This window comes from Streptomyces sp. NPDC034099 (assembly GCF_055575415.1).
The window spans coordinates 403029-416633 of the sequence record NZ_JBVISR010000007.1 but is presented as its reverse complement, the minus strand read 5'-3'; the positions used below and the strand labels follow the sequence as shown (position 1 = coordinate 416633).

The following is a 13605-nucleotide window of genomic DNA, read 5'->3' as shown; positions in this document are numbered from 1 at the left end:
ATTTCCGCCTGGCGGGAAACCTGAGGCGGCATGGCGAGACTCGGAACACCCCAGACGGCGGACACCCCGGACACCCCGGCGCTCAAGCGGGCGCTGACCACCCCGCTGCTGTACTTCTTCATCCTGGGCGACGTGCTCGGCGCGGGCGTCTACGTGCTGGTCGGGCAGGTGGCCGCCGACGCCGGGGGAGCGGTGTGGGTGCCGCTGGCCGTCGCGCTGCTGCTGGCGATGCTGACCGCCGCCTCCTACGCCGAGCTGGCCACGAAGTACCCGCGGGCCGGCGGCGCCTCCCACTACGCCACCCGCGCCTTCGGACCGTTCGCCGGGTTCGTCGCCGGCTTCTGCATGCTCGCCGCCGGCATCGTCTCCGTGGCCGCGCTGGCCCGCGGCTTCGGGGGCGACTACCTGTCCGCCTTCGTGACGTTGCCGGTCGGGCTCGTCGCCGTGCTGTTCCTCGCCCTGCTCGCCCTGGTCAACGCCCGGGGCATCAAGGAGTCGACCCGCGCCAACGTCGTCGCCACCGTCGTGGAGGTCGGCGGCCTCCTCGTCATCGTCGTCCTCGGTGCCTGGCTGCTGCTGCGCGGCGACGGCGACCTGGGCCGGCTCGGGCAGCTCGGCACGCCGGAGAAGGGCGCGGCGGCGGCCGTACTGAGCGGCTCCGTACTGGCGTACTACTCCTTCGTCGGCTTCGAGACGTCGGTGAACGTCGCCGAGGAGACCCGCGACCCGCGGCGCTCCTACCCGCGCGCCCTGTTCGGTGCCCTCGTCACCGCGGGCGCCGTGTACGTGCTGGTGGGCCTCGCCGCGTCCGCCGCGGTACCGACGGACCGGCTGGCGGGGTCGAGCGGGCCGCTCCTCGAAGTCGTCGAGGAGGCCGGGGGCGTCCCGACCCGGCTGTTCAGCGCGATCGCCCTCGTCGCCGTGGCGAACGGGGCGCTGCTCACCGGCATCATGTCCTCCCGCCTGGCCTACGGAATGGCCCGGGACGGGCTGCTGCCCGCCGCGCTGACCAGGGTGCTGCCCGGCCGCCGTACCCCGTGGGTCGCGATCGCCCTCACGACCCTGCTGGCGATGCTCCTCGCGCTCACCGGCAGTGTCGCCACCCTGGCGTCCACCCTGGTCCTGCTGCTGCTCGTCGTCTTCCTCATGGTCAACACGGCCGTACTCGTCCTGCGTCGCGACGCGGGCGAGGCGGACCACTTCCGCGCCCCGACCGTGCTCCCCGTACTGGGCGCCGCGTCCTGTGTCGCGCTCGCCACGCAGATCGAGGCCCAGGTGTGGCTGCGCGGCCTGCTGACCGTGGCCGTGGGAATGGTCCTGGCCACGGTCGCGGCCGTTCGCCGCAGCAGGGCCGCGGACCCGGCCGAGCGTGGCTAGAGACCCTCTGCTCCGGCGGTCCCGGCACCGTCGTCCGGCCCGGCGACGCCGACAGCGGGACCGCTCTGCCCGGCGACGTTCTCGGTGTCCTGCTCGTCGCGCCCCGTGCCAGAATGGACGACCACGTTCAGGCCGCCCACCCCGCCCCCCCGCATCGTCCCGCCCGAGGTTCCCGTGACCAAGCCCGTCGCCCGTGAGCCGCAGCGCCGCAACGCGCGGTCGAACCGGGCGCGCATCCTGGCCACCGCCCGCCGGGAGCTGGGGCGGAACCCGGACACCACCCTGGAGGAGCTGGCCCGCGCCGCCGGTGTCGTACGGCGTACCCTCTTCGGCCACTTCCCGGGGCGCGCGGCGCTCCTGGAGGCCCTCGCCGAGGAGGCGTCCGAGGTGCTGCGGGCCGCGATGGCCGAGGCGGCCGGGCCGGACGAACCGGCCGACCGGGCGCTCGCGCACTTCATGCTGCTGATGTGGCCGGTGGGCGACCGCTACCGGATGCTGCTGGCGCTGGCCCGGCACGATCTGGGCGTGGAGCGCGTGGCCGAGATCCTGGCCCCGGCCCGCGCCGAGGTCACCGCCATCCTGGAGCGCGGCCGGCGGGACGGGGTCTTCCCCGCCCACCTGCCCCCCGCCGTGCTGAGCGCGGGGCTCGAAGCGATGGTCGTGGCGCTCCTCGAACAGGTCAACACCGGTGCCCTGGAGGACGACGGCACCCGGGCCGCCACCGCCATTCTCATCGCCGCCGGGGTGCCGGAGCGGTCCGCGCGGAGCGTGGTCGAGAGCGCGGGTCCCGCGGCGCTCGCGAAATCCGTCCCGGCCGAGTAGGCCACCCCTCCCGTTCAGCAGGCGCCCCCCCGGTTGGTGGGCGCCTTATTTGCACGCACGTGTGCAACAAACTACGCTTCTCTTGTCTGCTCATCTATGGGCAATTAACTTGCCGTCGCTTGTCTCCGGGAGCCCTCCATGCCCCTACTGGCCACCACCCCCGTCGAGAAGATGCCCGGGCCCTACGCCCGGCGCTGGTGGGCTCTCCTGGTGCTCTGCCTGAGCCTGCTGATCGTCGTCATGGCCAACACGTCCCTGATCGTGGCCGCCCCGGACATGACGGCCGACCTGGGCCTGAGCAGCAGCGACCTGCAGTGGGTCATCGACGGCTACACCGTCCCGTACGCCGCGCTGATGCTGGTGCTCGGCGCGATCGGCGACAAGTACAGCCGTCGCGGCGCCCTGGTCACCGGTCTGGTGATCTTCGCGGGCGGTTCGGTGATGGGCAGCCTGGTCCACGAGACGGGGCTGGTCATCGCGGCCCGGGCGGTCATGGGCGTCGGCGCCGCCGTCGTCATGCCGGCCACGCTCTCCCTGCTGGTCGCGGTCTTCCCGAAGGGGGAGCGGGCCCGCGCCATCACGGCCTGGACCGCCACCTCCGGGCTCGCCATCGCGGTCGGGCCGCTGGTCGCCGGGTGGCTCCTGGAGGACCACGCCTGGGGCTCGACCTTCCTGGTCAACGTCCCCGTCGCGGTCCTCGCCGTGGTCGGCGCGCTGGTCCTGGTACCGCCGTCCAGGGCGGCCGGCATGGGCCGCGTCGACTACGTCGGCGGGCTGCTCTCCATCGTCTCCGTCGGCAGCCTGGTCTACGCGACCATCGAGGGCCCGCACTTCGGCTGGGGCGCGGGACCGGTCGCCGCGGCCGTCGTCGCCGGGGCCGGCCTGATCGCCTTCGTGGCCTGGGAGCTGCGCCACCCGCACCCCATGCTGGACGTGCGCAGGTTCCTGCTGCGGCCGTTCAGCGGCTCGATGCTGGCGGTGCTGTTCTTCTTCTTCGGCACCTACGGCGCCATCTACTACGCCACGCAGTTCCTGCAGTTCGTGCTCGGCTACGGCGCGCTGGAGACCGGCGTGCGGCTGCTGCCGCTGGCCGGTGCCGTGTTCGTCGGCGCGGCGGTGACCGGGCGGCTCACCCCGAAGCTGGGCGTGAAGGCGATGGTCGGCTCCGGCATGGCGATCGGCACCGTCGGCGTGTTCCTGCTGGTCCTGATCGACCAGGGCTCCACCTACGCCGACTTCCTCGCTCCCATGCTGCTGCTCGGCCTCGCCATCGGCCTCAGCGTGTCCCCGGCCACCGACACCATCATGGGCTCCTTCCCGGAGAGCGAACTGGGCGTCGGCGGCGGCGCCAACGACACCGCGCTGGAACTCGGCGGCTCCCTCGGCATAGCCGTCCTGGGCTCCCTGCTCGGCACCGCCTACCGGGACGAACTGGCCGGCCTGGTGGGCGACCGGCTCCCGGCCGCCGCGCTGGACACCGCCCAGGACTCGGTGGGCGGCGGACTGGCCGTCGCCGAGCGCCTCGCCACCAACCCGTCCGCCGGACCCGAGCAGGCGCAGGCCCTCGCCGACGCCGTGAACAAGGCCTTCGCCCACGGCGTCTCGACGACCAGCCTCGTCGGCGGCATCATCATGGCGGCCGGCACCCTGATCGTCCTCGCCGTCCTGCCCGGCCGCCGCGCCCGGCAGACGGCCGAGAACACCGGGGAGAGCGCGGCGCAGGACCGGGACACCGAACTGAGCCGCTCCCAGGGCTGAGCCGTTCCCGGTGCTGAGCCGTTCCAGGGCTGAACGCCCGCCCACGCCCCGTCAGCCGGCCAGTGCCGCCAGCTCCTCCGCCGTACGCGGGCCGGTGGCGGAGTCGGGCAACAGCCCCCGCGCCCGCAGGAGTCCGGCCGCCGCGACGCCCCACGGGAGCCGCAGCCCGGCCTGCCGCAGCAGGTCGGTGCGGGCCAGCGTCGGGGCGGTCGGGCCGGTGCGCACACCGTCCGGGGTGAGCAGGGCGGCGTCGTCGGACCAGCGCAGGGCGAGGTCGACGTCGTGGGTGGCCATCACCACGGTGGTGCCGCCCGCGCGCAGCCCGTCCAGGGTGGCGAGCAGCCGCTCCTGCCCGTCCGGGTCGAGACCCGCCGTCGGCTCGTCGAGGATCAGCACCCGGGGCCGCATCGCGACCGCCCCGGCGATCGCGGTGCGTTTGCGCTGCCCGTACGACAGCAGATGCGTGGGCCGGTCGGCCAGCGCCGCGATGTCCAGCGCGGCGAGCGCCTCCCCGACCCGGGACCTGACCTCCGCGTCGGGCAGCCCCAGATTCAGCGGCCCGAAGGACACGTCCTGGCCGACCGAGGCCGCGAAGAGCTGGTCGTCCGGGTCCTGCACCACCAACTGCACCGTGGTCCGCAGCCGGGTCAGCCCCTTGCGGTCGTAGGACACCGGCTCCCCGCCGAGCGTCAACGACCCCGTGCGCGGCCGCAGTCCACCGCTGAGCAGCCGCATCAGCGTCGTCTTGCCACTGCCGTTGCGGCCGAGCAGCGCCAGCGCCCGCCCCTCGGGCACCGCGAAGTCCAGGTCCGTCAGCACGTCCGGGCCCTCCTCGTACCCGAACGACGCGCCCCGCAGGGCGACCAGGGCCGGTTCCGGTGACTGCGCCGGTCCGTTCACGACAGGGGTCCTTCCAGTACGAGGGTGAGGCCGGCCAGCGTCGCCAGCAGCGCGACGCTCGCCGCCGTGAACGGCACCGAGACGCGGGCCTCGGGCACCAGCACGCGCAGGGTGCCGTCGTAACCGCGCCCGGCGAGCCCCGACTGGAGCCGCGCCGCCCGGTCGAAGGCCCGTACGAACGCGGTGGCGCCCAGCCCGCCGAGCGAACGCCAGGCCGCCGCCCGGGTGGTGTGGCCGAGCCGCGCGGCCTGCGCTTCCCGGATGCGGCGCACGGAGTCCAGCAGCAGGAAACTCATCCGGTACGTCACCAGCGCCACGTCCACGACCGGCGCGGGCACCCCGGCCCGCACCAGGCGCGGCAACAGGTCGGACATCGGCGTGGTGAACGCGAACAGCAACACCCCCAGCGAGGCCGCCGAGGTGCGCAGCAGCAGCCCACCGGCGCGCGCCGCACCGCCGTCGGCCGCCGACAGGAACCCGTCCGGGCCGCCGACCTGCACGAGCAGCGGCAGCGCCCCCGTCACGCAGAAGCCCAGCGGCACCCGGTACGCCCGCCACAGCCGGCGCCCGGGCACGCCCGCCGGGCCGAGCAGCACCGTGAGCGCCGCCACCAGCACCAGCGCCGCACCCGGCCAGGGCGGCAGCGAGATCGCGAGCACGGTCAGGCCGAGACCGAGCACCGCCTTGTCCACGGGATGGCGGCGCCGCCAGCGACTGGCGTGCGCCGCCGCGTCGATCGGCAGCACTCAGTCCCCTTCGGGGGTGTCTCGCGACACCGCCGTGGCCCCGGAAGCCGCCAACGCCCGCTCCTCGCCCTGCCGCCGGCCCCGGCGCAGCCCGAAGTAGTACGCCAGCACGCCCGCGCCGAGCGCGGCCTGCAGGGCGAACAGCGCCGACTCGATCTCCCCGGAGGGCGGTTCGTACAGCGGGGAGAACCACGGCTCATAGTCCGGTTCGATCTCGGTGATCGCCGTCTCCGCCTCCGCGTCGGCCCCGGCGAACGGCTCCTTCTTGTGGTCGCCGAGCCCCAGCACCAGCGGCAGCACCGCCAGCGCGGCCACGGCGAGCAGCAGCAGGGTGTTGATCTTCGCGTTGCGGCTCATCGGGCGACCGCCTCCTGCTTCCGCTCCCCGGACCGGGTCAGCAGCACGCCCAGCCGGGTCAGTTCGCCCTTGCTGGACTGCACGAGGAGCCGCATCACGATCACCGTGAGCAGGCCCTCGCTCACCGCGAGCGGGATCTGCGTCACGGCGAAGATGGACCCGAACTTGCCGAGCGCGCCCAGGAATCCGCTGCTCGGGTCGGGAAAGGCCAGCGCCAGCTGCACGCTGGTGACGCAGTACGTGGACAGGTCGGCGACGAACGCGCCGAAGAACACGGTGACCATCAGCGGCACGTCGAAGCGGCGCAGCAGCCGGTAGACGCCGTACCCGGCCCAGGGGCCGACGATCGCCATCGAGAAGACGTTGGCGCCGAGCGTGGTCAGCCCGCCGTGGGCGAGCAGCAGCGCCTGGAAGAGCAGGGTGATGGTGCCCAGCACCGCCATGATCGGCGGCCGGAACAGGATCGCGCCCAGGCCGGTGCCGGTCGGGTGCGAGCAGCTCCCGGTGACGGACGGCAGTTTCAGGGCCGACAGGACGAACGTGAAGGCTCCGGAGGCGCCGAGGAGCAGCGTGCTCTCCGGGTGCTCCCTGACCTCACGGGTGAGTGACCGGACTCCGTGGACGACGAACGGCGCGGACGCGACACCCCAGGCGATCGCGTGCGCCGGTGGCAGAAAGCCCTCGGCTATGTGCATGGCTCAGCAGACCCTCTCCAGCACCTCGTGGATGGACGACGCGCCTTGGCCGGTCTCCTGGCTTACGGGTACCACCGCCCGTGCTCCGCCTTCCCGGATCGCAAGCGATCCAGTGGCTGCCCGTGAGGGCCGGAGCCGGACTTCCCGATTCACAGTGGCGAGGGCCGCACCGGCATCACACCGGATTTCCCGTTCACCAAGGCGTGGCGACAGTAGTGCTCCCCCGGGGGCGGGCACAAGCGGGCCTCGGGCCCGGCGGGCGCCCCGCCGGGCCGCCGGACAGGCCTCAGGGCTGCGCAAACGCCCGGCGCCGCCGGTCCGTCAGCTGCCGCCGCTCGTCCTCGTCCATCGTGGCGAAGATCTCCGCGCGCCTGTGGTGCAGGGCACGCAGCTCCTCCTCGCCGAGCGACTCGGCCCAGCGGCGCCGCGCGTCGCCCAGACGGGCCACCTCTTCCGGCGTCAGGGGACGTTCCACGGCCGTCATCTCCTCGATCACCTCCAGATAGGCCTCGGCCGAGCCGGCCACCGCGGTGTCCAGCGCGCCCAGCACACCGAGCAGCCGGATCCGCAGCTCCGCAGTCTGCCGCAGCCGTTCCTCGACGACGTCGAGCTGCCGCCGGATCAGCTCCGCCGGGTCGTGGTCCGGCTCGGCGTCCAGCACCGCGCGGATCTCGGCCAGCGGGAGCCCGAAGCTGCGCAGCGCGAGCACGCGGTGCAGGCGCCGGACGTCGTCGGCGTCGTAGCAGCGGTGGCCGCCCTCGCTGCGGGCGGACGGGGTGAGCAGGCCGAGCCGGTCGTAGTAGCGCAGGGCGCGGATGCTCAGCCCGGTCTCCCGCGCGAGTTCGCCGATGCGCCGGGTGCCGTCGGTCGCGTGTGTCATGGGGCTCCTCCACGAGTGTGCGACCGAGGCTAGAAGGTGACGCCGCGGCAGCTTCAAGCCCTCGGCCGGGCCGCGCCGCCGTCAGCGGGACCGGCCGCCCCGTTCGGTCCGTCGGACCACCATGTCCCGCATGCGGGTGGTCAGCGCGGTGGCGGCGGCGGTGAGGAAGACGAAGCTGTACGTGATCTGCAGGATGGTCACCACCCGCGCGGCCTGGCCCCGCGGGGTGATGTCCCCGTACCCGACCGTGGCGAGCGTCACCACGGTGAAGTACAGCGCGTCGATCCGGGTGTGCAGTCCGCTGAACTCGCCCGGCGCCTTGGCCAGGGTGTAGTACGCGGCCGAGAAGACGTGCACGGACAGGACGATGAGCAGCGAGATGACCACCCCGGGCCTGCTGTCCGGACGGTCGAGGAGGACGTGCCGGATCTGCCGCAGCAGCAGCACGGCCACGACGGTCAGCAGCAGGGCGAACAGCACCCAGCTCAGCACCGGCCGCTGCGGCCCCAGGTGGTCGAGGGGGAGCAGGAAGTACGCCCCGACCACGGCGGCCGCGATCCCGACCCGTACGAGCCAGGGCCGGAGCGCGTCCCAGCCGGTACGGGTGCGGGGGTGCGGGGGCGCGGTCCGGCGGTCCTTCACCGTGCCGCCCCCGTCGTCGGCGCCCCGCCCGACGCCCGGCCCGCCTCCGGCTCCGTCCGCCGCACCAGCTGGGCGACGACGAACGCGACGACCGACGCCATGACGATCAGCGGCGTCCGGTCGTGGGCGTCCCGGCCCATCAGCAGCACCGCCAGGACCGAGCTGGCCAGCGGCAGCCCCGTCACCGCGGCCGCCGCGGCGGCGATGCCGAGGGCGAGGGCCGGGGTCGCGCCGAAGCCGGGCAGCCCGGAGCAGGCCAACGCGGTCGCCGCGCCCAGCAGAACCGACGGGAAGATCGGACCGCCGCGCAGCGCGCCCAGCGCGATGCCCCAGGCCAGCCCCTTGCACGCGACCAGCGCGACCAGCGCCCCCACGGACCAGGCGTGCGGGTGCGCGGCGAGCTGGGCGAGGGTGGCCTGGCCGGACAGCGCCGCCTCGGCCGGAGAGCGGCCCGTGATGAGCGCGTAGGCGGCGACACAGACGCCGACCGCGGTGGCGCAGACGACGGTGCGCGCGGCCGTGCGGTGCCGCGTCCAGGTGACGGTGCGGCGGCCCAGCGCGCGGGCCAGCGTGACCAGTACGGCGATCAGGGCGGCGGTGGGCAGGCCCCACAGGAAGTCGCCCGCGTCCGGACCGGCCTGGGGCGGCAGGTCGGGCAGGGCCAGCGCGCCGATCTCGAGCCCCGTCCACTGGCCGAAGCCGGTGAAGACCAGCGCACCCGTCGCGCTGGCCAGCAGACAGGGCAGCAGGAGCGCGACCAGCCGGGTGCCGGCCAGTCCCGCCCCCTCGATGAGCAGGACCGCCGCCGCGACCGGACCGCCGAGGATGGTGGAGATCGCGGCGGTGGAGCCGGCCGTGGCGAGGATCGCGCTCGCCCGCTGGTCACCGCCCGCGCGCGTCCGCCGCACCGCCAGCAGGGCGAGCCCGCTGCCGACGGCCATGAGCGGGGCCTCGGGACCCAGCACCACGCCGAGCGGCAGCGTGGCCAGCGCGGCCAGCACCGCGCCGGGCAGCGCGCGCGGGCCGACGGGCGCCCCGCCCAGGCCGTTCACCGGGAGGTGGCCGCCGCCGCCCGGGAGCCGGGTCACGATCGGCGCCAGGATCAGCCCGGCGAGGAGCAGCGCGGGCAGCGGCCACCACCAGGGCGGGGTGTCGTAGCCGGCCGCTTCGGGCAGCGAGGTCCACACCCAGTGCTGCAACTCGTGCTGGAGTCCGACGAAGAAGAAGCAGGCCAGCGCGATGGGCACGCCGAGCAGGACGCACAGCAGCAACAGCCGCCGGTAACCCGGGCTGAGCAGGGTCTGCCGCAGGGACTGCTCGGCCCGGCCCGGGGCGGCGTTCGCCGGCGCGGTCACGGAACCCGCCCGCGCGGCCCGCCCAGGGGCAGTGGGCCCCGCCAGGACATCGGGTCCTTCCGGGACAGCGTGCCGAGCCTGAACCTCGGGCTCCGCCGGGGCAGCGGTCCCCGCCGGGGCAGCGGCCGACTCGTCACACGCCCTCCTTCTTCCGCCCCGCGGGCGCCGTCGGTCACCGGGGACGCGGGTGCCGCTCAGTTAACGCGAGGCCGCCGCCGCCCGCATGCGCACGCCCCGCGCGATTCACCCGTACGGCGGGCCCGCGTGGCCGGGGAGCACGGCCGCCCGCAGGCTCTAAACGACCTGTCGGTGCCGTCGGCGCCGCCGGGCAGCTGCCCCGTACGGGGGACACAGAAAGGACTCCGCTCATGAGCCAGCACGCCGAACCCACTCCCGGCCGGCCGCCCCGCGGCGGCGACGCCTCCTGGGCCCAGCGCTCGGGCGACCGCACCAGCGGCTGGGTGACCGGCGGTGTCGTCTTCGCGGGCGTACTGCTGCTGCTGAACGGCGCGCTCGCCGTCCTCCAGGGCATCGCGGCCATCGCCGAGGACGACGTGTACGCCCGTATCGGCACCTACGTCTACGAGATGAGCCTGACCGGCTGGGGGATCGTCCACGTCATCCTGGGCGCCCTCGTGTTCGTCACCGGATTCGGACTGCTCAAGGACATGGCGTGGGCGAGGGTGGCGGGCATCGTCCTCGCCTCGCTGAGCCTGATCGCCCAGTTCCTGTTCCTGCCGTACTCGCCCGTCTGGTCCGTGATCATGATGGCGATCGACGTGTTCGTGATCTGGGCCCTGGCCAGCCGCCAGGACAACCCGTCCCGCGCCTGAGACCCCACGCCCACGAAGGACGGTCACCCCCGCACCCGCGGTGGTGACCGTCCTTCGTGCCGGGCCTTCGTGCCGGGCTCAGCGGCGGCGCAGGCTCCGGGCCACTGCCGTAGCCGCCGCCGCGGTGCCCACGGCGGCCGCCGCCGTGCCCGCCAGGGCCAGGGCCCGGGCCCGGGGGCCGGGAGCGGCCGGACGGGCGCCCGGCGCGGTGCCGTACGCGCTGCCCGGCGTCCCGGAACCGGCCGCGGGGTCCGGCAGTGCCGAGGCCAGCAGTTCCGCCAGGTGCACGCCCTCGTGGCCGCCGCTGTCGAACTCGTGGATCTGGGTGCGGCAGCTGAAGCCGTCCGCGAGGACGACGGTCGACTCGTCCTCCTCCCGCAGCCGCGGCAGCAGCACCCGCTCCGCGCACGCCTCACTGACGTCCAGGTGACCGCGCTCGAAGCCGAAGTTGCCGGCCAGCCCGCAGCAGCCGGAGTCCAGGCGCTCCGCGTCCACCCCGGCCCGCCGCAGCAGCTCCTGGTCGGCCTCCCAGCCGAGCACCGCGTGCTGGTGGCAGTGCACCTGGGCAAGCGCACGCGCGGACCGCTCCGGGACCCGCGGCGGCTCGTAACCGGGGGAGTGCCCGGTGAGCAGCTCCGACAGCGTCAGCGTCTGCTCGGCCAGCCGCCGCACGTCCTGGTCGCCGGGGAACAGCTCCGCCGCGTCGGCCCGGAACACGGCCGTGCAGCTCGGCTCCAGCGCCACGACCAGGCCGCCCGCCCGCACATGGCCGGCCAGAGCGCGCACGGTGCGGGTGAGCACCTTCTCCGCGGTGCCCAGCTGCCCGGTGGAGATCCAGGTCAGCCCGCAGCACAGCGGCTCGTGCGGCAGCTCCACCCGCCACCCGGCGTGTTCCAGGACCCGAACCGCCGCCCGGCCGATGTGCGGGTGGAAGTGGTTGGTGAAGGTGTCCGGCCACAGCAGCACGGAGCCGCGGTGTCCGTCGCCCTCCGGCTCGTGGTCCGCGAACCACTGCTCGAAGGTCCGCTCCGCGAACAGCGGCACCTCCCGGTCCGCAACCCCCGCCACCAGCACCGCGGCCTTCGACAGCAGCGGGGCGTGCGTGAGCGCGTTGACGACCGGCCCCAGCCGGGTGCGGCCCACCACCCGGGCGAGCGCCGGCAGCCAGCCCATCGACCAGTCCGACCGCGGCCTGCGCCACGGCCGGCCCTCGTAGTGGTGGGACAGGAACTCCGCCTTGTACGTGGCCATGTCCACGTCCGCCGGACAGTCCTTCTTGCAGCCCTTGCAGGCCAGGCACAGATCGAGGGCGTCCTTGACCGCCTCCGAACGCCAGCCGTCCCGGATCGCGCCGTCCCCGTGCCCGTCGAGCATCTCGAACAGCAGCCGGGCCCGGCCCCGCGTCGAGTGCTCCTCCTCGCGGGTCACCTGGTACGACGGGCACATCACCGTGCCGTCGCTGGTGTGCTGCCGGCACTTGCCGACCCCGACGCAGCGGTTGGCGGCCTGCGCGAACGAACCCCCGTCGTGCGGGAAGCGGAAGTGCAGGTCACGGGGTTCGAACGGGGCCCAGTCACCGCCGAGCCGCAGGTTCTCGTCCAGTCCGTACGGGGCGACGACCTTCCCCGGGTTCATCCGGTTCAGCGGGTCGAAGACCGCCTTCAGCCGCCCGAACGCCTCGACGAGCCGGTCCCCGAACATCCGGGACAGCAGCTCGCCCCGGCTCTGCCCGTCCCCGTGCTCGCCGGACAGCGAGCCGCCGAACTCGACGACGAGGTCGGCCGCCCGCTCCATGAATCTCCGGTACGTCGCCACCCCGTCCGCGGTGTACAGGTCGAACGGGATCCGGGTGTGCACGCAGCCCTGCCCGAAGTGGCCGTACAGGCTCGGACCGGTGTCGCTCAGGTACCCGAACTCCTCGAACAGGGCGCGCAGTCGCCGCAGGTAGTCGCCCAGCTTGTCGGGGGAGACCGCAGAGTCCTCCCAGCCCTCGAAGGTGTCGGGCTTGCCCGGGATGTGCGCGGTGGCGCCCAGCCCGGCCTCGCGCACCTGCCACAGGTCCTGTTCGTACGCCGGATCGTCCAGGAACGCGCAGTCGGCGTCGTGCTCGGAGCGGTGTACGGCCTCCAGCATCCGGTGCGCCCGCGCGTCGGCCTCCTCGACGGTGTCGCCGCCGAACTGCACCATCAGGTAGGCGTTGCCGTCGGGCATCCGGGCCAGCGCCTTCGGGTTCAGGTGCTTGATCCGCTCGTCGCGGACCAGCCGGGCGTCGACGCCCTCCAGCGCGATGGGGTCGTGCGGCAGGATGTCGGGCACCGCGTCGGCGGCCTTGTCGATGGTGTCGAACCCCAGGACCAGCAGGGTGCGTTCCTTCACCACCGGTACCAGTTCCAACTCCGCCCGCACCACCGTGACCAGTGTCGACTCGCTGCCCACCAGCAGCCCGGCCACGTCGAAGCCGTACTCCGGCAGCAGCGAGTCCAGGTTGTAGCCGGAGACCCGGCGCGGGATGTCCGGGAAGCGGCGGCGGATCTCGTCCCCGTAGGTGTCGCGCAGCGCGCGCAGCCGCCGGTAGACGGTCGCCCGCAGATCGCCCTGCCGCTCGATCTCGGCGTACTCCTCGTCGTCCGTCTCGCCGCACCAGAAGCGGGTGCCGTCGTAGAGCAGCACCTCCAGTCGGGCGATGTTGTCGACGACCTTGCCGTGCGCCTGGGCGGTGGCACCGCAGGAGTTGTTGCCGATCATGCCGCCGAGGGTGCAGTTGGCGTGGGTGGCGGGCTCGGGACCGTAGCGCAGCCCGTGCGGCGCGAGTTGCCGGTTCAGGTCGTCGAGCACGATCCCGGGCTGGACGACGCAGGTGCGGGCGTCGGGGTCCACCGACTCGATCCGGGTGCAGTACTTCGACCAGTCGAGGACCACGCCCGCGTTGGTGCACTGCCCGGCCAGGCTCGTCCCGCCGCCGCGCGACAGCACGGGCGCGCCGAACTCCCGCGCCACGGCCACCGCCTCCGCGCCGGCCTCCGGGTTGCGCGGGACGACCACACCGAGGGGTGTCTGGCGGAAGTTCGACGCGTCCGTGGAGTACGCGGCCCGGCTCCCGGCGTCGAACCTGACCTCACCGTCGACCCGCTCGCGCAGCGCGTCCCGGAGCGAGGCGGTGTCGACCGGCGGGGGTGCCCCTTCGCGCGTGACGGGCTCGGGGAGATCCAGCGCACCCATGGGCACTCCTTCGTGGGTCGG

General features: G+C 74.2%; 13 protein-coding genes and 1 riboswitch. Of the genes, 4 read left to right on the top strand and 9 right to left on the bottom strand.

Annotated features, from left to right (window positions below):
* Nucleotides 1-30: 30 nt before the first annotated feature.
* Nucleotides 31-1377, top strand: coding sequence for an APC family permease (locus tag ACZ56V_RS22510; protein ID WP_398913816.1), 1347 nt, complete (start codon nucleotides 31-33; stop codon nucleotides 1375-1377).
* Here ACZ56V_RS22510 and ACZ56V_RS22505 read toward each other — a convergent pair.
* The gene (locus tag ACZ56V_RS22505; protein WP_468944629.1) at nucleotides 1374-1517 is read right to left on the bottom strand and encodes a hypothetical protein; all 144 of its coding nucleotides are present in this window, start codon (nucleotides 1515-1517) and stop codon (nucleotides 1374-1376) included. The genes ACZ56V_RS22510 and ACZ56V_RS22505 overlap by 4 nt on opposite strands.
* Nucleotides 1518-1551: 34 nt before the next feature.
* Between ACZ56V_RS22505 and ACZ56V_RS22500 the strand changes: the two genes are divergently transcribed.
* A complete protein-coding gene (locus tag ACZ56V_RS22500; protein ID WP_356364710.1) occupies nucleotides 1552-2199 on the top strand; it encodes a TetR/AcrR family transcriptional regulator in 648 nt (215 codons plus the stop codon).
* A 138-nt stretch (nucleotides 2200-2337) separates the two neighbouring features.
* On the top strand, nucleotides 2338-3957 hold the full coding sequence (locus tag ACZ56V_RS22495; protein ID WP_398913813.1) for an MFS transporter: 1620 nt from the start codon (nucleotides 2338-2340) through the stop codon (nucleotides 3955-3957).
* 51 nt (nucleotides 3958-4008) lie between these two features.
* Here the strand turns inward: ACZ56V_RS22495 and ACZ56V_RS22490 are convergent, their stop codons facing one another.
* From ACZ56V_RS22490 to ACZ56V_RS22460, 7 genes are all read right to left on the bottom strand, one after another.
* The gene (locus ACZ56V_RS22490) at nucleotides 4009-4857 is read right to left on the bottom strand and encodes an ATP-binding cassette domain-containing protein (RefSeq protein ID WP_398913811.1); all 849 of its coding nucleotides are present in this window, start codon (nucleotides 4855-4857) and stop codon (nucleotides 4009-4011) included.
* Entirely contained in the window at nucleotides 4854-5603 is a 750-nt protein-coding gene (gene cbiQ / locus ACZ56V_RS22485; RefSeq protein WP_468944624.1) for a cobalt ECF transporter T component CbiQ, read from the bottom strand. The genes ACZ56V_RS22490 and cbiQ overlap by 4 nt, the downstream gene beginning before the upstream one ends.
* A complete protein-coding gene (locus ACZ56V_RS22480) occupies nucleotides 5604-5960 on the bottom strand; it encodes an energy-coupling factor ABC transporter substrate-binding protein (RefSeq protein WP_356364703.1) in 357 nt (118 codons plus the stop codon).
* Nucleotides 5957-6655 carry an energy-coupling factor ABC transporter permease gene (locus ACZ56V_RS22475; protein ID WP_382819659.1) on the bottom strand — a complete coding sequence of 233 codons (699 nt, stop codon included), beginning with the start codon at nucleotides 6653-6655 and terminating at the stop codon, nucleotides 5957-5959. Before ACZ56V_RS22475 ends, ACZ56V_RS22480 begins: the two co-directional genes overlap by 4 nt.
* 30 nt (nucleotides 6656-6685) lie before the next feature.
* Nucleotides 6686-6871: riboswitch (cobalamin riboswitch) on the bottom strand.
* 70 nt (nucleotides 6872-6941) lie between these two features.
* Entirely contained in the window at nucleotides 6942-7535 is a 594-nt protein-coding gene (locus tag ACZ56V_RS22470; protein ID WP_467384578.1) for a MerR family transcriptional regulator, read from the bottom strand.
* 81 nt (nucleotides 7536-7616) lie between these two features.
* The gene (locus ACZ56V_RS22465; RefSeq protein WP_467384576.1) at nucleotides 7617-8177 is read right to left on the bottom strand and encodes a potassium channel family protein; all 561 of its coding nucleotides are present in this window, start codon (nucleotides 8175-8177) and stop codon (nucleotides 7617-7619) included.
* The gene (locus ACZ56V_RS22460) at nucleotides 8174-9532 is read right to left on the bottom strand and encodes a chloride channel protein (RefSeq protein ID WP_468944619.1); all 1359 of its coding nucleotides are present in this window, start codon (nucleotides 9530-9532) and stop codon (nucleotides 8174-8176) included. The genes ACZ56V_RS22465 and ACZ56V_RS22460 overlap by 4 nt, the downstream gene beginning before the upstream one ends.
* 368 nt (nucleotides 9533-9900) lie before the next feature.
* Here ACZ56V_RS22460 and ACZ56V_RS22455 point away from each other — a divergent pair, with 368 nt between their 5' ends.
* Nucleotides 9901-10365: a DUF7144 family membrane protein gene (locus tag ACZ56V_RS22455; RefSeq protein WP_398913803.1), complete on the top strand. Its 465-nt coding sequence runs from the start codon at nucleotides 9901-9903 to the stop codon at nucleotides 10363-10365.
* 78 nt (nucleotides 10366-10443) lie between these two features.
* Here the strand turns inward: ACZ56V_RS22455 and ACZ56V_RS22450 are convergent, their stop codons facing one another.
* Nucleotides 10444-13584 carry an FAD-binding and (Fe-S)-binding domain-containing protein gene (locus ACZ56V_RS22450; protein WP_468944616.1) on the bottom strand — a complete coding sequence of 1047 codons (3141 nt, stop codon included), beginning with the start codon at nucleotides 13582-13584 and terminating at the stop codon, nucleotides 10444-10446.
* Between the last annotated feature and the right edge of the window lie 21 nt (nucleotides 13585-13605).